The organism is Pseudomonas xantholysinigenes (genome assembly GCF_014268885.2).
GTDB classification, from domain to species: Bacteria; Pseudomonadota; Gammaproteobacteria; order Pseudomonadales; family Pseudomonadaceae; genus Aquipseudomonas; species Aquipseudomonas xantholysinigenes.
Genome location: NZ_CP077095.1, coordinates 4,142,736 through 4,165,657 on the forward strand (window position 1 = coordinate 4,142,736; position 22,922 = coordinate 4,165,657).

The 22,922-nt window shown below is 63.2% G+C and carries 22 protein-coding genes and 2 tRNA genes; 8 read left to right on the plus strand and 16 right to left on the minus strand.

Translation table 11 applies throughout. The annotated features are described in order from the left end of the window. Positions 1–16: 16 nt before the first annotated feature. The 13 genes from tolB to HU772_RS18455 form a co-directional block, all read right to left on the minus strand. Positions 17–1,318, minus strand: a complete 1,302-nt coding sequence (tolB, locus tag HU772_RS18395) for a Tol-Pal system beta propeller repeat protein TolB (protein WP_186662384.1) — start codon at positions 1,316–1,318, stop codon at positions 17–19. Further along, positions 1,315–2,391 carry a cell envelope integrity protein TolA gene (gene tolA / locus HU772_RS18400; RefSeq protein WP_186662383.1) on the minus strand — a complete coding sequence of 359 codons (1,077 nt, stop codon included), beginning with the start codon at positions 2,389–2,391 and terminating at the stop codon, positions 1,315–1,317. The genes tolB and tolA overlap by 4 nt, the downstream gene beginning before the upstream one ends. Further along, complete coding sequence (gene tolR, locus HU772_RS18405; protein ID WP_011535155.1) at positions 2,391–2,843, minus strand: protein TolR; 453 nt, start codon at positions 2,841–2,843, stop codon at positions 2,391–2,393. Before tolR ends, tolA begins: the two co-directional genes overlap by 1 nt. A gap of 14 nt (positions 2,844–2,857) precedes the next feature. Next, positions 2,858–3,553 (minus strand): protein TolQ, encoded by a 696-nt coding sequence (tolQ, locus tag HU772_RS18410; protein WP_023628695.1) that lies wholly within the window; start codon positions 3,551–3,553, stop codon positions 2,858–2,860. A gap of 2 nt (positions 3,554–3,555) precedes the next feature. Next, positions 3,556–4,008 (minus strand): tol-pal system-associated acyl-CoA thioesterase, encoded by a 453-nt coding sequence (ybgC, locus tag HU772_RS18415; RefSeq protein WP_134689421.1) that lies wholly within the window; start codon positions 4,006–4,008, stop codon positions 3,556–3,558. A 125-nt stretch (positions 4,009–4,133) separates the two neighbouring features. Further along, positions 4,134–5,180 carry a Holliday junction branch migration DNA helicase RuvB gene (ruvB, locus tag HU772_RS18420; RefSeq protein ID WP_011535158.1) on the minus strand — a complete coding sequence of 349 codons (1,047 nt, stop codon included), beginning with the start codon at positions 5,178–5,180 and terminating at the stop codon, positions 4,134–4,136. Beyond that, on the minus strand, positions 5,177–5,794 hold the full coding sequence (gene ruvA / locus HU772_RS18425; protein ID WP_011535159.1) for a Holliday junction branch migration protein RuvA: 618 nt from the start codon (positions 5,792–5,794) through the stop codon (positions 5,177–5,179). The genes ruvB and ruvA overlap by 4 nt, the downstream gene beginning before the upstream one ends. Positions 5,795–5,902: 108 nt before the next feature. Continuing rightward, positions 5,903–6,427 (minus strand): crossover junction endodeoxyribonuclease RuvC, encoded by a 525-nt coding sequence (gene ruvC, locus HU772_RS18430; RefSeq protein WP_186662382.1) that lies wholly within the window; start codon positions 6,425–6,427, stop codon positions 5,903–5,905. A 184-nt stretch (positions 6,428–6,611) separates the two neighbouring features. Next, complete coding sequence (locus tag HU772_RS18435; RefSeq protein WP_186662381.1) at positions 6,612–7,364, minus strand: YebC/PmpR family DNA-binding transcriptional regulator; 753 nt, start codon at positions 7,362–7,364, stop codon at positions 6,612–6,614. Positions 7,365–7,473: 109 nt separating this feature from the next. Then, positions 7,474–9,249, minus strand: a complete 1,776-nt coding sequence (aspS, locus tag HU772_RS18440) for an aspartate--tRNA ligase (protein WP_186662380.1) — start codon at positions 9,247–9,249, stop codon at positions 7,474–7,476. A gap of 94 nt (positions 9,250–9,343) precedes the next feature. After that, a complete protein-coding gene (locus HU772_RS18445) occupies positions 9,344–9,565 on the minus strand; it encodes an FmdB family zinc ribbon protein (RefSeq protein ID WP_186662379.1) in 222 nt (73 codons plus the stop codon). Positions 9,566–9,657: 92 nt separating this feature from the next. After that, a complete protein-coding gene (locus tag HU772_RS18450; RefSeq protein WP_437182447.1) occupies positions 9,658–9,903 on the minus strand; it encodes a ribbon-helix-helix domain-containing protein in 246 nt (81 codons plus the stop codon). A 274-nt stretch (positions 9,904–10,177) separates the two neighbouring features. After that, a complete protein-coding gene (locus HU772_RS18455) occupies positions 10,178–10,651 on the minus strand; it encodes a Dps family protein (RefSeq protein ID WP_132846486.1) in 474 nt (157 codons plus the stop codon). Between the two features lie 268 nt (positions 10,652–10,919). Here HU772_RS18455 and HU772_RS25105 point away from each other — a divergent pair, with 268 nt between their 5' ends. After that, the gene (locus HU772_RS25105; RefSeq protein WP_186662377.1) at positions 10,920–11,513 is read left to right on the plus strand and encodes a cold-shock protein; all 594 of its coding nucleotides are present in this window, start codon (positions 10,920–10,922) and stop codon (positions 11,511–11,513) included. A 17-nt stretch (positions 11,514–11,530) separates the two neighbouring features. Here the strand turns inward: HU772_RS25105 and HU772_RS18465 are convergent, their stop codons facing one another. Beyond that, positions 11,531–11,743 (minus strand): SlyX family protein, encoded by a 213-nt coding sequence (locus HU772_RS18465; RefSeq protein ID WP_225923052.1) that lies wholly within the window; start codon positions 11,741–11,743, stop codon positions 11,531–11,533. 2 nt (positions 11,744–11,745) lie between these two features. Next, a complete protein-coding gene (locus HU772_RS18470) occupies positions 11,746–12,165 on the minus strand; it encodes an HIT family protein (protein WP_186662376.1) in 420 nt (139 codons plus the stop codon). 765 nt (positions 12,166–12,930) lie between these two features. Here HU772_RS18470 and HU772_RS18475 point away from each other — a divergent pair. The 3 genes from HU772_RS18475 to HU772_RS18485 all read left to right on the plus strand — a co-directional run bounded on the left by HU772_RS18475 (position 12,931) and on the right by HU772_RS18485 (position 17,062). Continuing rightward, positions 12,931–14,214 (plus strand): OprD family porin, encoded by a 1,284-nt coding sequence (locus HU772_RS18475; protein ID WP_186662375.1) that lies wholly within the window; start codon positions 12,931–12,933, stop codon positions 14,212–14,214. A gap of 158 nt (positions 14,215–14,372) precedes the next feature. Continuing rightward, on the plus strand, positions 14,373–16,088 hold the full coding sequence (locus HU772_RS18480) for a proline--tRNA ligase (RefSeq protein WP_186662374.1): 1,716 nt from the start codon (positions 14,373–14,375) through the stop codon (positions 16,086–16,088). 20 nt (positions 16,089–16,108) lie between these two features. Further along, on the plus strand, positions 16,109–17,062 hold the full coding sequence (locus HU772_RS18485; RefSeq protein ID WP_186662373.1) for a hypothetical protein: 954 nt from the start codon (positions 16,109–16,111) through the stop codon (positions 17,060–17,062). 39 nt (positions 17,063–17,101) lie between these two features. Here the strand turns inward: HU772_RS18485 and dinB are convergent, their stop codons facing one another. Beyond that, the gene (dinB, locus tag HU772_RS18490) at positions 17,102–18,160 is read right to left on the minus strand and encodes a DNA polymerase IV (protein WP_186662399.1); all 1,059 of its coding nucleotides are present in this window, start codon (positions 18,158–18,160) and stop codon (positions 17,102–17,104) included. A gap of 210 nt (positions 18,161–18,370) precedes the next feature. Between dinB and HU772_RS18495 the strand changes: the two genes are divergently transcribed. The 4 genes from HU772_RS18495 (at position 18,371) to HU772_RS18510 (ending at position 22,899) form a co-directional block, all read left to right on the plus strand. After that, positions 18,371–18,447: transfer RNA gene (locus HU772_RS18495), tRNA-Met, on the plus strand. A 191-nt stretch (positions 18,448–18,638) separates the two neighbouring features. Further along, a tRNA-Met gene (locus HU772_RS18500) sits at positions 18,639–18,715 on the plus strand. A gap of 249 nt (positions 18,716–18,964) precedes the next feature. Further along, positions 18,965–21,607 carry a bifunctional lysylphosphatidylglycerol flippase/synthetase MprF gene (mprF, locus tag HU772_RS18505; RefSeq protein ID WP_186662457.1) on the plus strand — a complete coding sequence of 881 codons (2,643 nt, stop codon included), beginning with the start codon at positions 18,965–18,967 and terminating at the stop codon, positions 21,605–21,607. After that, positions 21,607–22,899 carry a virulence factor family protein gene (locus tag HU772_RS18510; protein ID WP_186662456.1) on the plus strand — a complete coding sequence of 431 codons (1,293 nt, stop codon included), beginning with the start codon at positions 21,607–21,609 and terminating at the stop codon, positions 22,897–22,899. The genes mprF and HU772_RS18510 overlap by 1 nt, the downstream gene beginning before the upstream one ends. The last annotated feature ends 23 nt before the right edge of the window (positions 22,900–22,922 follow it).

Here is a 22,922-nt window from a genome sequence, read left to right on the forward strand (position 1 = left end):
AAATATTACGCCGCAATCAGTTCAGGTAAGGGGACCAGGACGGTTCTCTGACTTCGCCTTGAGCGGTAGGAAGTGGGAGCCTCACACGGCCGTTAAGCGACACGAGCATCAAGACTCCCCGGCCCTGCTGGCGGGTGGCGTAGATTAGCATGGTGCCGTTTGGCGCAACAGTGGGAGACTCATCAAGACTGGTCTCGGAGAGAATCTTTACACTTCCGCGTTGCAGGTCCTGGGCAGCCACCTTGAAGTTGGTGAAGCCCTGCTGGCGATGGATCATCACCAGGGTCTTTTCGTCCGCCGACAGTTTCGGGTTGGCGTTGTAGTTGCCAACGAAGGTCACGCGCTCGGCGCCACCGCCACCAATCGACTGTTTATAGATCTGCGGCTTGCCGCCACGGTCGGAGGTGAAGTACAGGGTGTTGCCATCCTTGCCCCAGAACGGCTCGGTATTGATGCCCGGGCCGGCGGTGACACGGTTGATCTGGCGCGAGGCCACGTTCATCACGTAGATGTCCGGGTTGCCGTCCTTGGACAGCACGAACGCCAGGCGAGTACCGTCGGGCGACCAGGCCGGCGCGCCGTTCAGGCCTTCGAAGTTGGTGATCTGCTCGCGGCGACCGGTGTCGATGTGCTGGACGAAGATGCGCGGACGCTTCTGCTCGAACGACACATAGGCAATGCGCTTGCCATCCGGCGCGAAGCGCGGCGACAGGATCGGCTCGCGCGATTGCAGCAGGGTCACCGCGCGGGCACCGTCGTAGTCAGAACGCTGCAGGGTGTAGCGGGTGTTGTTGGTGGAGAAGCGCTCGGCGGTCACGTACAGCATGCGCGTAGAGAACGCACCCTTGATACCGGTGAGCTTCTCAAACGACTGGTCGGCAATGTAGTGCGCCATGTCGCGCAACTGGTCGACGCCGCCGGCCACGCTGCCGGTCAGCACCTGCTGCTCGGTGGCGACGTTGAACAGTGCGTACTGCACCTGCAGGCGGCCACCGGACGGCACGATGCTGCCGACCATGACGTACTGCGCGCCCAGCGCTTTCCAGTCACGGAAGATCACTTCGCTGGCCTGGGTCGGCAGGCTGATCATGTTCTGCCGCGGGATCGGCGAGTAGTAGCCGGAGTTGCGCAGGTCATTGCCGATGATGTCGGCCATGTCCTCGGGCAGCACGCTACCACCCTGCAGGCCGAACGGCACTACCGCGATGGGGGTGGCCCGGTCGCTACCGCTGGTGACCAGGATGTTCTTTTCCTCTGCCACAGCCAGGCCTGCCACGCAGCAGAGCAAGACCAGGAGTCCTCTCAGACGTTTAATCACAACGCTAGATCCTCAGGTGTAAATGTCATCTTGAATGAACGATACGGATTGAATTCGTTCGGCTTCAAGCCCTGCATCTCGGTCAACCGACCAATGTTCTTCACCGCGGCCACGGCCGAGCTGTCGAACGGACCGTCGCCACTGGACTTGGCCACGCTCACGTTGGTGATGGTGCCGTCTGGCAACATGTTGATCTGCAGAACTACCGTCATGCCCTTGCGCGCGGATGGCGGACGCGCCCAGCCCTCGGCCGCGCGCATGCGGATCAGGTCGTCGAAGTCGCCGGCCACCTGGTCACCCTGCTCGTCGGCCAGCGCCTGCTGCCGCTCGGTGGTGTCAGACAACAACTCGGCCAGTGCCTGCGCCTTCTTGTCTTCCGCCGCCTTGCGGGCCGCTTCCTGTGCCTTTTTCTTCTGGGCGTCTGCCGCGGCCTTTTTCTTGGCCTCTTCAGCTGCCTTCTTCTTCGCGTCCTCGGCCGCCGCTTTCTTCTTGGCGTCCTCGGCTGCTTTTTTCTTCGCGTCTTCGGCGGCTTTCTTCTTCGCCTCTTCCGCGGCTTGCTTCTTGGCTTCCTCGTCGGCCTTCTTCTTGGCCTCTTCCTCAGCCTTTTTCTTGGCGATGTCGGCCTGCTGCTTCTCAGCGGCCTTCTTCGCTTCTTCAGCTTTCTTGGCCTCGGCGGCCTTCTTCTGCTCGGCGGCCTTGGCGGCCTCTTCCGCTTTTTTCGCCTCGGCGGCCTCGCGGGCCTCCTCGGCCTTTTGAGCGGCGTCGGCTTTCTTTTGTTCCGCGGCCTTCACGGCTTCCTGCTCGACCTTCTTCTGCTCCAACTGCTCGACCTCGGTCTGGCGCGAAGCAGTCTTCTTGGCTTCCCCGGCAATCTTCTGATTGGTCTGGGTCGTCGCCTGGCTCTTGGACTTGAGCTGGTAGAGCGTGGCCTGGACGATCGGCTTGGACGGCGGCAGCTCGGGCGTCATGGCAAAGCTGACGAACAGCATGCCGAACACCAGCACATGCAGGCCAATGGCCCAGACACTGGGCCAGAAGTAGCTTTCCGAGGCGGATGGCTCTCGCTGCTGCATCAGGGCGCCTCGGTAATCAGGCCAACGTTACCGACACCGGCCTTCTGCAACCCGCCCATGGCGCCCATGACCGCGCCGTAGTCGACGGCCTTGTCACCACGGATGAAGACCTGGGTCTGCTTGCCCTGGTCACGGCCGGCGGCGATGATCTTGGTCACCGCACCGGTCATTTCCGGCAAGGTCATGGCCTTGTCCATCTGTTTGTCGGTGTCGACTTCGCTGCCAAGGTTCCAGTAGTAGGTCTTGTCGGCCTTGATCGAGATGGTCAGGACCTGGACGTTGTTGTCCTGCGGCAGGGCTTCGCTGGAAACCTTGGGCAGGTCCACCTTCACGCCCTGGTTGAGCATGGGGGCGGTCACCATGAAGATGACCAGCAGCACCAGCATCACGTCGATGTAGGGCACCACGTTCATCTCGGCGACCGGCTTGCGTTTGTGGCGAACTCGGGCCATGGGTTTCTACCTGATCACTCTTCGCTGGTGTGTACTTTACGGTGCAGGATCGCCTGGAACTCGTCGGCGAAGGTGTAGTAGCGACCAATCAGCACTTCACTGCGCGCGGCAAAACGGTTGTAGGCGATAACGGCCGGGATCGCGGCGAACAGGCCGATCGCGGTGGCGATCAGGGCCTCGGCGATACCCGGAGCCACGGTGGCCAGGGTCGCCTGCTGGGCGCTGGCCAGGCCGCGGAACGAGTTCATGATGCCCCACACGGTACCGAACAGGCCGATGTACGGGCTGGTGGAGCCGACGGTGGCCAGGAACGGCAGGCTCTGCTCGAGCTTTTCTTCCTCGCGGGAGATGGCCACGCGCATGGCTCGGCCAACGCCTTCCATGACCGCGTCCGGATCGACACCCGGCTGCTGGCGCAGGCGCGAGAACTCTTTGAAGCCGGCACGGAACACCTGCTCGACACCCGAATCCGGGTCTGGGTTGCTGCCGGCCTGGCGGTACAGCTTGGACAGGTCGATGCCCGACCAGAAGCGCTCTTCGAAAGCGTCCAGTGCACGACGACCGGCGCGCAGCATGGTGCTGCGCTGGAAGATCATGATCCAAGAGGTCACCGAGGCTGCCACGAGGGTCAGCATTACCAGCTGAACCACGACACTGGCATTGGCGACCAGGCTCCACATGGAGGTATGGTCGACGACGTTTGCTTCCACGCTTATTCTCCTGCGTTCGATTGAGTACCCGTGCCGTCCGCCAAAAAGGCGTCGCGCAGTTCTGGGGGAATGGCCCGGGGTTTGAAAGTGTCGGCGCGCACCGCGGCCACAAGGAACTGCCCCTCGCAGAGCAGCACTTCATCCTTTGCTCGCCATACCTGCTGCACGAAGCGCAGGCTGGCGCGATTCAATTCAAGCACTTGCGCGGTCACCCGCAATTCGTCGTCCAGGCGGGCCGGCGCGTGGTAGCGCGCCTCGCTGGAATGGACCACGAACAGCAGGTTGTCCTGCGCCAGCTGGGCCTGGGAGAAACCCAGGTGTCGCAACCGCTCGGTACGTGCGCGCTCCATGAATTTGAGGTAGTTGACGTAGTACACCACGCCACCGGCGTCGGTATCCTCGTAATAGACGCGACAACGGTGTGCGAACGGTTCCAGCCGATTTTGCGCGCGCATACTCTAGTGCTTACTCCTGTACTTGCCAATCCGCCCCGGCAACTGTTTTTGCATCGATAATGTCGTATTGCCAGCGAGCGTCTGGCATGTCAGCGGTAGGACCACGAAATTACCGATTCGATCTGTCATTCATCGTCCTGCGCGGCATATTCCCCACCTTCGCAGAAACGCCCGGGGATGTTCAGGCCGAAATGCAGGTAGGCGTGCCGGGTGACCACGCGGCCACGCGGGGTGCGCATGATGTAGCCCTGCTGGATCAGATAGGGTTCGAGCACGTCCTCGATGGTGTGACGCTCTTCGCCGATCGCCGCGGCAATGTTGTCCAGGCCCACCGGGCCGCCGTCGAACTTCTCGATCATGGTCAGCAGCAGGCGCCGGTCGGAATGGTCGAAGCCACGCTCGTCGACATCCAGCAGGTTAAGCGCCATGTCCGCGACCGCCTTAGTGATCTCGCCCTTGCCACGCACCTCGGCAAAGTCGCGCACCCGTCGCAGCAGGCGATTGGCGATCCGCGGCGTGCCCCGCGCCCGGCGGGCGATCTCGAAGGCCCCCTTGTCGTCCATTGGCAGCCCGAGAATACCGGCCGAACGGCTGACGATGGTGGCCAGGTCCTTGTTGCTGTAGAACTCCAGGCGCTGGACGATACCGAAACGGTCACGCAACGGGTTGGTCAGCATGCCGGCACGGGTGGTGGCGCCGACCAGGGTGAAAGGCGGCAGGTCGAGCTTGATCGAGCGCGCGGCCGGGCCTTCGCCGATCATGATGTCCAGCTGGAAGTCTTCCATCGCCGGATAGAGCACCTCTTCGACTACCGGCGACAAGCGGTGGATCTCGTCGATGAACAGTACGTCATGGGGCTCGAGGTTGGTCAGCATCGCCGCCAGGTCGCCCGGACGCTCGAGGATCGGGCCCGAGGTGCTCTTGACCGACACGCCCATCTCCTGGGCGATGATATTGGCCAGGGTGGTCTTGCCCAGGCCCGGTGGGCCGAAGATCAGGGTGTGGTCAAGGGACTCGTTGCGCCCGCGCGCGGCCTGGATGAACAGCGCCATCTGCTCGCGCACCACCGGCTGGCCGATGTACTCGTCCAGGCGCAGCGGGCGAATCGCGCGGTCCTGGACCTCTTCACGGTCGCGGCCACTGGCGGCGATCAGGCGGTCGGTTTCGATCACTTGGCAATCATCCCTTTAAGGCTGCGACGAATCAGCTCCTCGCTGCTCAGGCCGGCCTTGTCCTTGATCGCCGCGATCGCCTTGCTCGCTTCCTGTGGCTTGTAGCCCAGGGAGACCAGGGCACTGACCGCGTCGGCCTCGGCCGAGGACTCGCTGGCCACTGGCAGCGGCCCGTCGGAAACCAGGGTGAACATCGCTGGCGAGGTTTCCCATGCCTTGAAGCGATCCTTGAGTTCGACCAGCAGGCGCTCGGCGGTTTTCTTGCCGACGCCGGGCACGCGCACCAGCACCGAAGCGTCCTGGGCCTGCACGCAACGCACCAGCTCGTCCACTTCCAGGCCGGACATCAGCGCCAGCGCCAGCTTCGGCCCCACCCCGTTCAGGCGGATCAGCTCGCGAAACAGCTCGCGCTCGCGCTTTTCGGCAAAACCGTAGAGCAGGTGAGCGTCTTCGCGCACCACCAAGTGGGTGTGCACGGTCACGGGCTCGCCCACCTTGGGCAGGCGATACAGGGTCGTCATCGGCACTTCCAGCTCATAGCCCACGCCGTTGACGTCGATAATCAGGTGCGGCGGCTGTTTTTCCGCCAGGGTGCCGCGCAAACGTCCAATCACGTTCCGATCCTTCCTCTCGGGCGCCGGTCAAGAACCGGACCACCCTATCAGCAAATGCGCTGGGTGAACGGGCCACCCAGACAAAATGTGTATCAGCGCATGAAGCCGCTACAGACGCAAGCGCCCGCCACGCCGCCGTGCCGTCGTCAGGCCATGGGGAATCAGGCTGGACCGGGTATGGGCATGGCACAGGGCGATAGCCAGGGCGTCCGAGGCGTCGACTTGCGGTTTCTGGGTCAGTTTGAGCAGGTGCATCACCATCAGCATCACCTGCTCCTTGTTGGCGCCACCGGTACCGGCCACGGCCTGCTTGACCTGGCTGGCACTGTATTCGGCGATTTCCAGGCCGGCCTCGGCGGCGGCGACGATGGCCGCGCCACGGGCCTGGCCGAGCTTGAGCGCGGAGTCGGCGTTGCGCGCCATGAACACCCGTTCGATGCCCATGGTCACAGGACCATGCTCGCGGATGATCTCGCTCACCCCGCGAAAGACGATCTGCAGACGCTCGTGCAGCTCGCCACCGCCGGTGCGTATACAGCCCGAGGCCACGTACTCGCAGCCACGGGCAGTCTGGCGGACCACGCCGAAGCCGGTGATGCGCGAGCCGGGGTCGATACCAAGAATCAGAGTCATAGTGCCTGTCGAAAAAATATGCGTCTCAGCAAATTGTACAGGCCCTTTCGCGGGTAAACCCGCTCCCACAGGTACTGCACCGACTTTGAATGCGGTGCGATACCTGTGGGAGCGGGTTTACCCGCGAAAGGGCCGGTACAGGCGGCGAAGAACTCAAAGAACCGGCATGGATCGCCAGAACACCTTAGCCGAGGCTTTCCATGATCTCATCCGAGATCTGCGCATTGGAGTAGACGTTCTGCACGTCATCCAGGTCTTCGAGCATGTCGATCAGCTTGAGCACCTTCTCCGCGCCGTCCTTGTCCAGCTCGGCGCTGGTGGTCGGCTGCATCACGATCTCGGCGTCCGAGGCCTTGAAGCCGGCTTCTTCGAGCGCATTGCGCACGGCATAGAAGCTGTTGAACGAGGTGAACACCTCGAACGAGCCATCGTCGTTGGCCACCACGTCGTCGGCGTCAGCCTCCATCGCGGCTTCCATCAGCGCATCCTCGTCGACCTGCAACTCGGCGGCGAAGCTGATCTGCCCCTTGCGCTCGAACAGGTAGGCCACCGAGCCGTCGGTGCCGAGGTTGCCGCCACACTTGGTGAAGGCATGGCGCACGGCGGCGGCGGTGCGGTTGCGGTTGTCGGTCATGGCCTCGACCATGATCGCCACGCCGCCCGGGCCGTAGCCTTCGTAGCTGAGTTCTTCGACGTTGTCGCTTTCATTGGTGCCGGCACCACGGGCCACGGCGCGATCGATGATGTCGCGGCTCATGTTGGCGCCGAGGGCCTTGTCCAGCGCCAGGCGCAGACGCGGGTTGGAGGCCGGATCAGGCCCACCCTGCTTGGCGGCGACGGTCAGTTCGCGGATCCACTTGGTGAAGACCTTGCCTCTCTTGGCATCCTGGCGTTCTTTGCGGTGCTTGATGTTCGCCCACTTGGAATGACCGGCCATAACGACTCCAAATCCTTGAAACAGAAACAGGTTCCGCCCCGAAGGGCGGAACGTGGGAACAATGCGCCGAAGCGCCTGGGCGCATCCGCCGGGACGCGCCCGGAGCCGATTACTCGACCTTGGTCTGCTCGCGCAGACGGATGTGCAGCTCGCGCAGGGCCTTGGCGTCGACCATGCCCGGGGCCTGGGTCATGACACAGGCAGCGCTCTGGGTTTTCGGGAAGGCGATCACTTCACGAATCGACTGCGCGCCGGTCATCAGCATGACCAGGCGGTCCAGGCCGAAGGCCAGGCCACCGTGGGGCGGCGCGCCGAACTTCAGGGCGTCGAGCAGGAAGCCGAACTTCTCTTCCTGTTCCGCCGCTTCGATGCCCAGCAGGCGGAATACCGCTTGCTGCATCTCTTTGCGGTGGATACGGATCGAACCGCCACCGAGCTCGGTGCCGTTCAGGACCATGTCGTAGGCACGCGACAGCGCGGTGGCCGGGTTGGCCTCCAGCTCTTCGGGGGTGCACTTCGGCGCGGTGAACGGGTGGTGCAGCGCGGTGAAGCTGCCGTCTTCGTTCTCTTCGAACATCGGGAAGTCGACGACCCACATCGGCGCCCACTCGCAGGTCAGCAGCTCGAAGTCGTGGCCCAGGCGGATACGCAGCGCGCCCAGGGCCTCGCTGACGATCTTGAACTTGTCGGCACCGAAGAAGACGATGTCGCCATCGACCGCGCCAACGCGATCGAGGATGTTGTTGAGGTTGGCCTCGGGGATGTTCTTGACGATCGGCGACTGCAGACCTTCGACACCCTTGGCGCGCTCGTTGACCTTGATGTAGGCCAGGCCCTTGGCACCGTAGATGCCGACGAACTTGGTGTACTCGTCGATCTTGCTGCGCGGCATGCTGGCGCCGCCTGGCAGGCGCAGGGCGGTGACGCGGCACTTCGGATCGTTGGCGGGACCGGCGAAGACTTTGAAGTCGACATCCTTGAGCTGGTCGGCGACGTCGACCAGTTCCAGCGGAATACGCAGGTCCGGCTTGTCGGAACCGTAGCGGCGCATGGCTTCTTCGAAGGTCATGTGCGGGAATTCACCGAATTCCAGGTCCAGCACTTCCTTGAACAGCTTGCGGATCATGCTTTCGGTCAGGCCCATGATCTCGGCTTCGTCGAGGAAGCTGGTCTCGATGTCGATCTGGGTGAATTCCGGCTGGCGGTCGGCACGCAGGTCTTCGTCGCGGAAGCACTTGGCGATCTGGTAGTAGCGATCGAAGCCAGCGACCATCAGCAACTGCTTGAACAGCTGCGGCGACTGCGGCAGGGCGAAGAAGCTGCCAGCGTGGGTGCGGCTCGGCACCAGGTAGTCGCGCGCGCCTTCCGGGGTGGCGCGGGTGAGGATCGGCGTTTCGACGTCGAGGAAGCCGTTTTCATCAAGGAAGCGACGGATGCTGCTGGTGATGCGCGAACGCAGGCGCAGCTTGTCGGCCATTTCCGGACGACGCAGGTCGATGAAGCGGTAGCGCAGGCGGGTTTCCTCGCCGACGTCGGAGTATTCGTTGAGCGGGAACGGCGGGGTTTCCGCTTCGTTGAGCACGTTCAGCTGGTAGCCGAGGATCTCGATGGCGCCGGAGGCCATGTTGGCATTCACCGCGCCTTCCGGGCGCTTGCGTACCTTGCCGGTGATCTGCACGACAAATTCGCTGCGCACGCGGTCGGCGGCAGCGAAGGTTTCGGCGCGATCCGGGTCGAACACGACCTGGGCCATGCCTTCGCGGTCACGGATGTCGAGGAAGATCACCCCGCCGTGGTCGCGGCGACGATGGACCCAACCGCAAAGGGTGACTTCCTGGCCGTCCAGGGACTCGTTCAGTTGGCCGCAATAATGGCTGCGCATCATGATGGTGGTTTCGCTTCTCGTGATTCGTGTGTTCGGTGGAGGTCTTGGCCGCCCAAGGGGCTAATACTGCAAGACCTGGCGGGTGCAATTCAACTCAGTCGGCCTTGTCGCCGCCTGCCAGATTCTTTTTTGCCCCGGTCTTGAAGTCGGTCTCGTACCAGCCATTGCCACTCAGGCGAAAGCCGGGGACCGACAGCAGTTTCTTCAGCGCCGGCGCCTGGCACGCCGGGCAATCGGTCAAAGGTGCGGCGCTGATCTTCTGCAACACCTCCATCTGGTGTTCGCAGGCGGCACATTGATAGTCGTAAAGGGGCATGGCGTCTCTCGTCAACCACAACTCAGGCTGCTCGAGGCAGCAAAGAGCGGGATTATATATGGTTAAGGAGTGCTGTGCAGCCCGCCCGGCGGTCAATCCACGTCCGGCGCCTCTTGCAGCCAGGCCACGCAGATGACCCGAACCAGCCCGCTGAAATTCCTCACGCCACCATGGCGCAGGTGCACCTCACGGTCGATGTACGACAGCAATGCACTCACCGAGCAGCGATTGGTCTCGGCGATCCGCTCGAGGATGCGCCAGTACACGGCCTCCAACCGCAGGCAGGTGGCAAAACCGTTGAGCCGCACCGAGCGCGAGACCGGCCCGGCCTGGCCCATGTCGAAGTCCCGCTTGAAAGGGTCGATGCGCGGCCTGGCCACCCCCGCTGCTTGCCTTGCATAACCATTGATCCCACCTACCGCCTGTTCCATCGTTGCGCTCCATCGTGCCCCTACTACCCCCTCGCCGAGACGAGCGGTATCCATGGCCCCAATGAAGCGACGACACGCAAATGGATATCAGCTGCAAAGCTTTCCCTGCAAACGAAAAGGCCCGACACCACAGCAGGTGTCGGGCCCGGCGCAAAGGCGCTGCAAACAAATCAACCGGCAATCATTTCCCGTCGAGCAAAACCCGCAGCATCCAGGCCGTTTTCTCATGCACCTGCATGCGCTGGGTGAGCAAGTCGGCGGTCGGTTCGTCGCTGACCTTGTCGACCACCGGGAAAATGCTGCGCGCGGTGCGCACCACCGCCTCCTGCCCTTGCACCAATTGGCGGATCATTTCGTCGGCCGGCGGCACGCCCTCCTCCTCCTTGATCGAGGAATGCCGGGCATAGAAGGCATATGAGCCCGGCGCCGGGAAACCCAACGCGCGAATACGCTCGGCGATGGAGTCGACCGCCAGTGCCAGCTCGTTGTATTGCTCCTCGAACATCAAGTGCAGGGTACGAAACGATGGACCGGTGACGTTCCAGTGAAAGTTATGGGTTTTCAGATACAGCACGTAGGTATCCGACAGCAGGCGCGAGAGCCCGTCGACGATAGACTTGCGATCTTCTTCATTGATACCGATATCGATTGCCATGAAGTTCCCCTTTCCATAAGGCTTGGCGAGCAAGCGGGCAGCGGCCACTGTAACAAGAGTTGCGCCAGCGCGCATGCGACACCCGGCCACTGCGTCACCTCGGTTTGAGAACCCCCCGCCTTTGCTGTTAAATAGGCAGCGTGCCACCCGTGCGGATTGTCAGTGCCGGGTGCATAGGCTGGGCCGCCACGTTTTAGCGCCTACACCACACGCGCACCGTGCGACCAGCTCATCCAGTGATCGGCCTTATCAACGTGAGCCAAACCCAATGTTCAAGATCGTCCATCTGGTGACGGGCGTGGCGGCTTTGCTGCTATCGCTCATACCCAGTCTGAAAACTGACGCTACACCCTTCCTGCAACAACCCGACGCCATCTACCTGGCGCTGCTCGGGCTGCTCAACCTGGTGCTTGCCCCAGTACTGCCGCAGTACTACAAGGACATGCGCCAGCAACTGCAACGCGCCAGCAGCATCCTGCTGGTGCTGGCAGTGGTACTGCAGACCCTCACCCTGCTGGCCCGCCCGGAGCTGGGCAACCTGCCAGCACTGACCTGCACCGTCTTGGCGACTGCCTTGCACCTGGCCGCCGGTTTCGTCCGTGGCACGCGAAAGGCCCGCTCAAACCAAGGCATCACCCAGGACACCGGCAAGCGCGATACCGGGACCGTGAAGTGGTTCAACACCTCCAAGGGCTTCGGTTTCATCTCCCGTGACTCGGGCGACGATATCTTCGTGCACTTTCGCGCCATCCGTGGCGAAGGCCACCGCGTCCTGGTCGAAGGCCAGCGCGTGGAGTTCTCGGTAATGCACCGCGACAAAGGCCTGCAGGCCGAAGACGTGGTCGCGGTTTCGCGCCGCTGACCACCTCGCCGCCGCTCTCAATAATGGGGCGGCGGCGCTTCCTCTCCCCCGCCGCCCTGCTGGCCGGCCATCTCCTCGTAACGCTTGATCAACTCTGCCATCTGCAATTGCAGGCGGTCGATCACCCGACTCTGCTCGACCACCACGTCATTGAGCGCCTGCAGGCTGTCGTCCTGGAACGCCTGGCGGGTCTCCAGCTCGATCATGCGCATTTCCAGCTCCTGCGACATCCTCAAACCTCCTTGAAGCTTTCGCCCAGCAGCGCGCGCACTTGCTGGCGGATACCGTCGATCTGTTCCTGGGTGTAGCCGATGGCCGGCACCTTGCCCCAGACCGGCGCGGGCCAGGCGGCATCGCCATGGCGACGGACGATCACATGCATGTGCAGCTGGCTGACCACGTTGCCCAACGTCGCGACGTTCATCTTGTCGGCGGCGAAGGCATCCTTCAACGCCTCGGCCAGGGCGGTGGTTTCCTCCCACAGCTGGCGCTGGTCGGCCTCGTCGAGTTCGAACAGCTCGCTGACATCGGCGCGGCGCGGCACCAGGATGAACCACGGATAGTTGGCATCCTTGCTCAGCAACAGCTGGCACAACGGCAGATCGCCCAGGACCAGGGAATCCTGTTGCAGGCGCGAATCGAGGGTGAACACGGCAAACCTCCTTACAAACGACACAGCCCACCTCTACAGGCGGGCACAAGGGCGCAAGGATACCCCGCTTCGCGATGGCCGAATACGCAAAGTCCACGCCGGCAGTTCGCTGTTGCAGCACGCCATTGACACTCCAGATGCCCCACGCCGGTAACACAGCGCTACTTTTCGCACCAAAAAAGAGCCGCCTTGCAAACCACCACCACACATCCGTCACATAAAACAGCCAGGATCAACAGTTGTCGGTAACACCTTGACTTGGAAGGCAGCTTGTCGATGAAGCGCCACATCTTGTCACGGTATGCCACCAGGACTGGCCGCAGCCCATGTTTCCGGAGGTTTCCGAGGCGCCACCGCTGGCTTTGTGAAAATTTCATCAAACGTTCGTGATTTTGAGCACGCTTGTTGCATTCGCTTCACAGCACGTCGGCACGCCTCCTGCAAGACAGGGGGACGCGACAAATAACAACAGCGGCATCGGATAAACCAGGGAGTTTCACAAGCCGTTCTTTGTATTTATACATTCATGACGGTTTCGAGACAGCGCTGGCGTTGTACGCCCAATAAAAACGGCGTGATTTGCGACATGGAAACAGCCAACAGCGACATGGCCGTAAAGTTACCGAAAGGTTGTTTTGCCCCATATCGCCAAGAATAGTCCGCGTGATATACATTTTCGCCGACATAACAAGAAAGAGCTGCCCCATATAATTAGAACACTGGGCGCGGCGGTACTCTTCCTAAAAACCAAAGGAGCAAATCACGATGCGCGTGATGAAGTGGAGCATGATCGCCCTGGCCGTAGCGGCAGGGACTTCGCAGATGGCTATCGCCTCTTCGCAGGATGAATCCAAGGGCTTCCTCGAAGACAGCAAGCTCAACGTCAAGACCCGGATGCTGTATTTCAGCCGTGACTTCCGCAACAACGACCGCGACGAGGACGGCAACCGCCAGAGCCGTCGCGAGGAAACCGGCCTGGGCTTCCTCGGCACCTACGAGTCCGGCTTCACCCAGGGCACCGTCGGCGTCGGCGTCGACGCCATCGGCATGCTCGGCCTGAAACTCGACAGCGGCAAGGGCCGCTCCGGCACCGGCCTGTTCCCCACCGGCTCCGACGGTCGCTCCCAGGATGACTATTCCAAGGGTGGCGCCGCCGCCAAGTTCCGTATCTCCGATACCGTGCTGAAAGTCGGCGACCAGTTCACCGCGCTGCCAGTATTCGCCACCGACGACAGCCGCCTGCTGCCGGAAATTGCCCAGGGCGCCTTGCTGACCAGCAACGAAATCAAGGGCCTGACCGTTCACGCCGGTCGCTTCACCAGCCTCACCGCCCAGGAAGAGACCAATCGCGACAGCTTCCGCCTGAAGGAAGCCGATGTGTTCGGCGGCACCTATGCCTTCACCGACAGCCTGTCCACCAGCCTGTACTACTCCAAGGTCGAAGACTACTGGCGCAAGTACTACGCCAACGTCAACTGGGCGCTGCCGATCTCCGACAAGCAAGGCCTGGTGTTCGACTTCAACATCTATGACACCAAGAGCGATGGCCGCGGCCTGGTACGCGCCGACAAGGACGGCACCACCAAGCTCGACAACCGTGCGTTCAGCCTGTCCGGCGCGTACAACATCGGCGCCCACACCTTCACCCTGGCCTACCAGCGCGTGACCGGCGACGGCCAGTACGGCTATGGCGTCGACGGTGGCGGTACCGTGTTCCTCGCCAACTCCATCGCCCGCTCCGACTTCAACGCCGAAGACGAAAAATCCTGGCAGGCGCGCTACGACCTGAACTTCGCCGAGTTCGGCATCCCGGGCCTGACCTTCATGACCCGCTATGCCCGTGGTACCGGTGCCAACACCGACGTGACCAACAACGGCAAGGAATGGGAACGCGACATCGACATCAAGTACGTGCTCCAGGAAGGCCCGGCCAAGGACCTGAGCCTGCGCGTGCGCCAGGCGACCTACCGCTCCTCGGACAACGTCTACGGCTCGCCGTCGCTGGACGAACTGCGCCTGATCGTCGAGTACCCGCTGAGCATCCTGTAAGCCCTGGCTTGCAGCGCTTCGCAAACAGGAAGCCCGGCCAAGCGCCGGGCTTTTTCATGGCTGACAAGCGCACCGCCCTGGGGCATCCTGTACGCTTTCGTTTCGCCCCCGTACAATGCGGGGTCATTCAACATTTCAGGCAATCGACACGGCTCACCATGCGCACCAGTCAATATTTGCTCGCCACCCAGAAAGAAACCCCGGCAGATGCAGTGGTCATCAGCCACCAGCTCATGCTGCGCGCCGGCATGATCCGCAAACTGGCTTCCGGCCTGTACACCTGGCTGCCGATGGGCCTGCGGGTGATGCGCAAGGTCGAGGCAGTGGTCCGCGAGGAAATGAACGCCGCCGGTGCCCTCGAAGTGCTGATGCCGAGCATCCAGCCCGCCGAACTGTGGCAGGAGTCCGGCCGCTGGGAGCAGTACGGCCCCGAGCTGCTGCGCCTGAAGGACCGCCACCAGCGCGATTTCTGCGTCGGCCCGACCCACGAAGAAGTCATCACCGACCTGGCGCGCAACGAGCTGTCCAGCTACAAGCAGCTGCCGCTGAACATGTACCAGATCCAGACCAAGTTCCGTGACGAGATCCGTCCGCGCTTCGGCCTGATGCGCGGCCGCGAGTTCATCATGAAGGATGCCTATTCCTTCCATGCCGACCAGGCTTCCCTGCAGGAAACCTACGACCGCATGCACCTGGCGTACTCCAATATCTTCACCCGCCTGGGCCTGGACTTCCGTCCGGTGCAGGCTGACACCGGCTCGATCGGCGGCAGCTACTCCCACGAGTTCCACGTGCTCGCCTCCTCCGGCGAAGACGATGTGATCTTCAGCGACACCTCCGACTACGCCGCCAACATCGAGAAAGCCGAGGCCATGCCACGCGAGACCGTGCGCCCGGCGCCGACCGAGGAACTGCGCCTGGTCGACACCCCCGACGCCAAGACCATCGCGCAACTGGTCGAGCAGTTCGGCCTGCCGATCGAGAAAACCGTCAAGACCCTGATCGTGCGCGGCGCCGAAGAAGGCAAGCTGGTCGCCCTGGTGGTCCGTGGCGACCATGAGCTGAACGAAATCAAGGCCGCCAAGCTGGAACAGGTCGCCGATCCGCTGGTGATGGCGTCCGACGCCGAACTGCAAGCCGCCATCGGCGCCGGCGCCGGCTCCCTCGGCCCGCTGAACCTGCCGCTGGAATGCGTCATCGACCGTTCAGTCGCACTGATGAGCGACTTCGGCATCGGCGCCAACATCGATGACAAGCACTACTTCGGCGTGAACTGGGAGCGTGACCTGCCGGTTCCTCAGGTCGCCGACCTGCGCAACGTCGTCGAGGGCGACCCAAGCCCGGATGGCCAGGGCACCCTGGTGATCAAGCGCGGCATCGAGGTTGGCCACATCTTCCAGCTCGGCACCAAGTACAGCGAGGCGCTCAAGTGCCAGGTGCTGGGCGAGAACGGCAAGCCGGTGGTGCTGTCCATGGGTTGCTACGGCATCGGCGTGTCCCGCGTGGTCGCCGCGGCCATCGAGCAGAACCACGATGACAAGGGCATCATCTGGAACGACGCCCTGGCACCGTTCCAGATCGCCCTGGTACCGCTGCGCTACGAAACCGAGGTGGTCCGCGAGGCGACCGACAAGCTGTACGCCGAACTGACCGCCGCCGGCTACGAAGTGCTGCTGGACGACCGCGACAAGAAGACCAGCCCCGGCATCAAGTTCGCCGACATGGAGCTGATCGGCATTCCGCATCGCATCGTCGTCAGCGACCGTGGCCTGGCCGAAGGCAACCTGGAGTACAAGCACCGCACCGAGTCCGACGCCCAGGCGTTGCCGCTCAATGACGTGCTGGCCTTCCTGCAGGCCCGTATCCGCCGCTGATAACTGTTGCGCGAGTGATCATGTCCAAGCGAAGTACCTATACCCTGGGGGGCGCCGCACTGTGCGGCGCCCTGCTCCTCGGCGGCTGTGCCAACCAGATGTCCCAGCGCAGCGACCACGAGGAGCGCGTCGAGCGCAAACTGCTCGAACATAGTCTGCAGATCGATGTCGGCGAGCCCAAGGTCATGGAGCTTCCGCAGCGGCGCGTGCGCATCCACGAACAACAACGCTTCGAGGTCACCGAGTTCGAGGTGACCCGCCATTACGACCGCTACACCCCCTACCAACCCTGGCGGGAGATCTACGAAATCCCGTTGGGCGCGGTGGCGGTGGTGGCCGGCATCGGTGCCAACGTGGTCAACGTGTTCGCCTTGGGCAACCTGCCGGACAGCGTCACCCACGACTGGCTCAGTTATGGCGTGGCCGGGCTCAACCCGTTCATGAACGTGCAGTCCAATGGGCGCGCCCAACAGAACCTGGCGGGAATCAGCGAAGTCGAGAAAGGCAAGCGCGAGGAGTTCACCAGCCTGCCCTGGAACGAGCGCCTGGTTGAGGTCAAGGCCGGCAAGAAGACCCACGAGCTGACCACCGACAAGAACGGCGTGCTGCGCCTGAACCTGCTGGACAGCCCGTTCTCCGAGCAGAACCTCAACCACGTCGGCACCTTGCACCTGCAAGTGGTCGACGAGGACAAGGGCGTGCGCGGCGATGCCAGCCTGTTGGTCAGCGGCAACCTGCGCAGCAAGCTGCTCGAGGCCCACGAGCTGATCTTCGACGACCTCGAGGACGACGATGTCGGCCAGTGGGTACACCGGGTCAAGCGCCTGTCGGAACTGGGCCTGGAAGAAGAAGCCAGCGAACTGGAGCAAAGCCTGATCGAGCTGACCCGCAACGATCCGGAGCTGCAACAGGAGTTCCTGCAAAGCCTGACCAAGGCGACCGGGCGACTGGTTGCCGACCCTGGCGTGCATTGATGCCGTGACAAGCAAAGGGCCGCGAAGCGGCCCTTTCCTTTATAGGCGCTCAAACAACTCCAACTGTTCATGCGCGCCACGCAGGTCCCGCAGCCGCACACCTACCCCCAGCAAGCGCACCGGCTTGCCACCCCGGGCGAACGCCTGGCTCAGCAACTGCCGGTAACTCTCCAGGTCGCGTCCCGCCCCCGCCTGCTCCAGGGTCGTCTGGCTGAAGTCATGGAACTTGACCTTCACGAAAGGCTTGTCGGGGCGATAACTGCTGTCCATCCGCGCGATCCGCTCATTCAGGCTGTCCAGCAAGGCCGGCAGCTTTTCCAGGCAAGTGGCCAGGTCCGGCAGGTCTTGGTCGTAGGTGTTTTCCACGCTCACGGACTGTCGCCGGCTGTCATTGTGTACCGCGCGCTCGTCGATACCCCGCGCCAGCCCCCACAGCCGCTCGCCGAAACTGCCGAATTCACGCACCAGGGCCAATCGCGACCAATCGCGCAACGACAGACAGGTGTCAATTCCCAGCCGCGAGAGCTTGTCCGCCGTGACCTTGCCCACCCCATGCAGACGCGCTACCGGCAGCTCGGCGACGAACGCCTCGACCTGGTCCGGCGTGATGACGAACAGGCCGTTGGGCTTGCGCCAGTCGCTGGCGATCTTGGCCAGAAACTTGTTCGGCGCCACCCCGGCAGACACCGTGATGTGCAACTGCTGGGCGACCCGTCGGCGGATGTCCTGGGCGATGCGCGTGGCACTGCCGGCAAACCATTGGCTGTCGCTGACATCCAGGTAGGCTTCATCCAGCGACAGCGGCTCGATCAACTCGGTGTAGTCGCGAAAGATCGTGTGAATTTCCCGCGAGGCTTCGCGGTAGGCCTCGAAACGCGGCTTGACGATCTCCAGGTCAGGGCACAGTTTCAATGCATGCCCCGAGGCCATCGCCGAGCGCACACCATAGGCGCGTGCTTCGTAGTTGCAGGTGGCGATCACTCCGCGCTGACCCGGCTGCCCACCCACTGCCATCGGCCGACCGACCAGGCGCGGGTCGTCGCGCATCTCGATGGCGGCGTAGAAACAGTCACAATCAATGTGGATGATCTTGCGCAGGGACATGGATGACAGCCACTACTGTAAATTCATACAGATACTACCGTAAGGTCGACAACCGAGACAGCCTGACCGCGACAATCGGGCTGAAAGCCCCGTCGCGACTGACCCGCGCCCCGATCAGGGACGCTAAGGGTTTGAACGAAAAAGGATTTTTTTAAATTATTGCTTGACACCCCCAGGGAAATCCGTAGAATTCGATCTCACAGGCGCGGGATGGAGCAGCCTGGTAGCTCGTCGGGCTCATAACCCGAAGGTCGTCGGTTCAAATCCGGCTCCCGCAACCAGATTCAAGAAAAGGCCACTGTTTCGACAGTGGCCTTTTTTATTGCCTGAAATTCGACTGCATCACGGGCAGTCGCTATGCCGGTGCTCGCCGGTAAAATCGGCCCACACACCTGTCATTGCGAAAAATAACGAAAAATCAAAGATTAACGCTTGACACCCAAGCGCCAATCCGTAGAATGCACACCACTGACGCGGGATGGAGCAGCCTGGTAGCTCGTCGGGCTCATAACCCGAAGGTCGTCGGTTCAAATCCGGCTCCCGCAACCATATTCGTCAGAACAAACCCCACTTATCGAAAGGTAAGCGGGGTTTGTTGCATTCAGCCCTCCGCAACACGCCCCCCCGCCTGCCGCCATCGCCCGCCCAGCCCTGTCCACACGGCTGAATGAACTATCTTTAACTATCCTGAAACAGATTAAGACACCGGCCCGGAGTAATATTCGGACACGTTTTCCAAAGGGACTTTCACTTGGCCGTACCTTGCCCTCGCCTCGCGCGCACCGCTCGAGGTTTCTCATGACCACGCCCACTCAAGACACCCAGGCTCCGCTGACCGCGGCCCTGCCAACGGCCGCACAACGCCTGCCCTGGCTTGAGCGCCTGAGCAAGTATCGGCAACCACTGGGGCTGGCCCTGACCCTGCTGCTGTTCGCCCTCGGCCTGATCGCCTGTCGCCACCTGCTGAGCGAACTGGACATCTACGCCCTGCACGATGCCATGCTCAGTGTGCCGAGCCATGCCTTGCTCGGCGCATTCCTGGCCACGGCGGTCGGTTTCGTGATTCTGCTGGGCTATGAATGGTCGGCCAGCCGTTACGCTGCCGTGCACCTGCCACCCCGCACCCTGGTGCTGGGCGGCTTCAGCGCCTTCGCCATCGGTAACGCCGTTGGCCTGTCGATACTGTCCGGCGGATCGGTGCGCTATCGCCTCTATGCTCGCCAAGGCCTGGGCGCCGCGGAAGTCGCGCGCATGACGGTATTCGCCAGCCTGTCGCTGGGTTGCGCCCTTCCGCCACTGGCGGCGCTGGCCACCCTGAGCGACCTGCCGGCCGCGGCAACCGCGCTGCGCCTGCCCGCGCCACTGCTGGGCGGTATCGCAATTGCCGTGCTGGTCGCAGCCGCAGCCCTGGTGATGGGCCTGTATCGCCGTCGCCTGCCTGAACAACCGCTGGCCGATAACCTGCTGGTGCAATTCGGCCGACGCACCTTGCGTTTGCCGGGCGCGCGCCTGACCCTGCTGCAACTGCTGATCACCGCCCTGGATGTCGCCGCCGCAGCAACCGTGCTCTATCTGCTGCTGCCAGAAGCCCCGCCCTTCGGCGCCTTCGTACTGGTGTACCTGCTGGCCCTCGCCGCCGGGGTGCTCAGCCATGTGCCGGGGGGCGTCGGCGTGTTCGAAGCCATCCTGCTGGCAGCCTTCGCCAACCAGTTGGGCGCCGCGCCATTGGCCGCCGCGCTGTTGTTGTACCGGCTGATCTACGTGGTCCTACCATTGCTGGTGGCCTGTGTACTGCTGCTGGCCAATGAAGCCCGTCGCCTGATGGTCACCCAGCAAGCGATCCGCGCCGCCTCCGGCCTGGCCGCACCGGTACTGGCGATCCTGGTATTTCTCTCCGGCGTGGTGCTGCTGTTCTCCGGCGCCACCCCGGAGATCGACAGCCGCCTGGAGCACATGGGCTTCCTGATCCCGCACCGCTTGATCGACGCCTCGCACTTTGGCGCCAGCCTGATCGGCGTGCTTTGCCTGCTGCTGGCCCAGGGCCTGCGCCGGCGCCTGTCGGCGGCCTGGCTGCTGACCACCGTGCTGCTGCTGGTGGGTGCGCTGCTGTCGCTGCTCAAGGGCTTCGACTGGGAAGAAGCCAGCCTGATGTGCTTCACCGCCGCCCTGCTCGCCCTGTTCCGACGTTCGTTCTATCGCCCCAGCCGCCTGCTGGAGCTGCCGTTCTCGCCGGTGTACCTGGTGGCCAGCGCCTGCGTGGTCGGCGCCTCGGTGTGGCTACTGCTGTTCGCCTACCAGGATGTGCCCTACACCCACAAGCTGTGGTGGCAGTTCACCCTGGATGCCGATGCGCCACGCGCCTTGCGCGCGGCACTGGGCAGCGCGGTGCTGCTGGTGGTGGTTTCGCTGACCTGGCTGCTGCGCACCGCCCGCCCGGTGATTCACCTGCCCAACGACGAAGAGCTGCAACGGGCCAATCGCATCCTGCTGGCCTCCGACCAGCCCGACGGCGGCCTGGCACTGACCGGCGACAAGGCCCTGCTGTTCCATCCCAGCGACAATGCCTTCCTTATGTATGCCCGCCGTGGCCGCAGCCTGGTGGCGCTGTACGACCCGATCGGCCCGGCCCAGGAACGCGCCGAGATGATCTGGCAGTTCCGCGACCTGTGCGACCTGCACCACGCCCGCCCGGTGTTCTACCAGGTGCGCGCGGAGAACCTGCCGTTCTACATGGACATCGGCCTGACGGCAATCAAGCTCGGCGAGGAGGCTCGGGTCGACCTGCGCCGCTTCGACATCGACGCCAAGGGCAAGGAGATGAAAGACCTGCGCTACACCTGGAACCGTGGCGGTCGCGATGGCCTGACCCTGGAAATCCATGAGCCCGGTCAGGCACCACTGGCCGAGCTCAAGGAAATTTCCGACGCCTGGCTCAGCGGCAAGAACGTGCGCGAGAAAGGCTTCTCCCTCGGTCGCTTCAGCCCCGAGTACCTGCAGCACTTCCGCATCGCGCTGATCCGCTTCCAGGGTCGTCCGGTAGCCTTCGCCAACCTGCTGGAAACCCACAGCAACGAACTGGCCAGCCTCGACTTGATGCGCGCCCACCCAGAGGCGCCGAAGCTGACCATGGAATTCATGATGATCGGCCTGATCCTGCACTATAAGAGCCACGACTATGGCCGCTTCAGCCTGGGCATGGTGCCCCTTTCCGGCTTGCAGCCGCGCCGTGGCGCGCCCTTGACCCAGCGCCTGGGTTCGATGGTGTTCCAACGCGGCGAGCAGCTATACAACTTCCAGGGCCTGCGGCGCTTCAAGGACAAGTTCCAGCCGGACTGGGAACCCCGCTACATGGCCGTGCCAGCCGGGCTCGACCCGCTGGTGGCGCTGGCCGATACCGCCGCCCTGATCGCTGGCGGCCTGACTGGATTGGTGAAACGTTGATGATCCGACGCTACTGGCTGTACCTATTGATCCCCCTGCTGCTGGCCGCGCTGGCAGGTGCCACGGCCTTCTGGCTGTGGACCCGCCCAGCCCCCGAGGCGCGGGTGGAACACCTGACGCTCAGCGATGGCAGCAGCCTGACCCGCGCCACTCCCGGCGTGCATGCCAAGGCCCGGGTGGCCATCGGTGTGCCTCAGGACCAGGCCCTGACCGACAAACAACTGCTCGACCTCAGCCAGGCTGGCGAAGCCCAGCTGGTGCAGGTGCTGCTGCCACCCACCGACTGCGCCAAGCAACAAGCGGCGATGGACCTGGCCCTGACCCAGTTGGCCGACAAACCGACCCTGGTCGCCGGCATCGGCCCCGGCGCAGCCCAAGCCTGGCGCTGGCTGGCCAGCCAGACCGACGACAAGGCCCGGGCCATCTCGGTGGACTTCAACCTCGAGCAGCCAGGCTGCCAGGCCACGCTGCCCAAGGCCGCGCCCCACGGTCACTGGAATGTGGCCTGGAACGACAACCCGGACGACGCCAGCGCCGCCTTCGTGCGTGACCAGGCCAACGCCGAAACCAGCATCGCCGACTACGACATCCACCTGCCCCAGGTACTCAAGGCCCAGCTGACCCAGGCCCTGGTCGGCCAGGATGGCAATGCCCTGGCAATCCCGGTGGTAGAGGTGCCCGCCGGGCAGACCACCGACACCGTCACCTTGTTCCTTTCCGGTGACGGTGGCTGGCGCGACCTGGACCGTGATGTGGCCGGGGAAATGGCCAAGCTTGGCTTCCCGGTGGTGGGGATCGACACCCTGCGCTACTACTGGCAGCACAAGACCCCGGAACAAAGCGCCGCCGACCTGTCCGAGCTGATGCAGCACTACCGGCAGAAATGGGGCACCAAGCGCTTCGTCCTGACTGGCTATTCGTTCGGCGCCGATGTGCTGCCGGCCATCTACAACCGCTTGTCCGCCGAAGACCAGAAGCGCATCGACGCGGTGATCCTGCTGGCCTTCGCTCGCAGCGGCAGCTTCGAGATCGAGGTCGAGGGCTGGCTGGGCAAGGAAGGCCAGGAGGCGCCAACTGGGCCGGAGATGGCCAAGCTGCCGGCGTCCAAGGTGGTATGCATTTATGGCGTGGAAGAAACCGACGAGAGCGGCTGCACCGACAAGACCGCGGTGGGCGAGCGCATGAAGCTGCCTGGCGGCCACCACTTCGACGAGAACTACCCGGCCCTGGCCAAGCGCCTGATCGATGAGATCGAGACGCGCCAGGGGAAGTCCAGCGTCGCTGAAAAATGATGTGAAAGCGGTCCTATCGCGGG

Excerpts from the sequence above, each read along its gene's own strand:
- tolA (WP_186662383.1), bottom strand. The coding sequence starts at position 2,391 with ATGCAGCAGCGAGAGCCATCCGCCTCGGAAAGCTACTTCTGGCCCAGT.
- tolR (WP_011535155.1), bottom strand. The coding sequence starts at position 2,843 with ATGGCCCGAGTTCGCCACAAACGCAAGCCGGTCGCCGAGATGAACGTG.
- ybgC (WP_134689421.1), bottom strand. The coding sequence starts at position 4,008 with ATGCGCGCGCAAAATCGGCTGGAACCGTTCGCACACCGTTGTCGCGTC.
- ruvC (WP_186662382.1), bottom strand. The coding sequence starts at position 6,427 with ATGACTCTGATTCTTGGTATCGACCCCGGCTCGCGCATCACCGGCTTC.
- HU772_RS18435 (WP_186662381.1), bottom strand. The coding sequence starts at position 7,364 with ATGGCCGGTCATTCCAAGTGGGCGAACATCAAGCACCGCAAAGAACGC.
- aspS (WP_186662380.1), bottom strand. The coding sequence starts at position 9,249 with ATGATGCGCAGCCATTATTGCGGCCAACTGAACGAGTCCCTGGACGGC.
- HU772_RS18445 (WP_186662379.1), bottom strand. The coding sequence starts at position 9,565 with ATGCCCCTTTACGACTATCAATGTGCCGCCTGCGAACACCAGATGGAG.
- HU772_RS18450 (WP_437182447.1), bottom strand. The coding sequence starts at position 9,903 with ATGGGCCAGGCCGGGCCGGTCTCGCGCTCGGTGCGGCTCAACGGTTTT.
- HU772_RS18455 (WP_132846486.1), bottom strand. The coding sequence starts at position 10,651 with ATGGCAATCGATATCGGTATCAATGAAGAAGATCGCAAGTCTATCGTC.
- HU772_RS25105 (WP_186662377.1), top strand. The coding sequence starts at position 10,920 with ATGTTCAAGATCGTCCATCTGGTGACGGGCGTGGCGGCTTTGCTGCTA.
- HU772_RS18465 (WP_225923052.1), bottom strand. The coding sequence starts at position 11,743 with ATGTCGCAGGAGCTGGAAATGCGCATGATCGAGCTGGAGACCCGCCAG.
- HU772_RS18475 (WP_186662375.1), top strand. The coding sequence starts at position 12,931 with ATGCGCGTGATGAAGTGGAGCATGATCGCCCTGGCCGTAGCGGCAGGG.
- HU772_RS18480 (WP_186662374.1), top strand. The coding sequence starts at position 14,373 with ATGCGCACCAGTCAATATTTGCTCGCCACCCAGAAAGAAACCCCGGCA.
- HU772_RS18485 (WP_186662373.1), top strand. The coding sequence starts at position 16,109 with ATGTCCAAGCGAAGTACCTATACCCTGGGGGGCGCCGCACTGTGCGGC.
- mprF (WP_186662457.1), top strand. The coding sequence starts at position 18,965 with ATGACCACGCCCACTCAAGACACCCAGGCTCCGCTGACCGCGGCCCTG.
- HU772_RS18510 (WP_186662456.1), top strand. The coding sequence starts at position 21,607 with ATGATCCGACGCTACTGGCTGTACCTATTGATCCCCCTGCTGCTGGCC.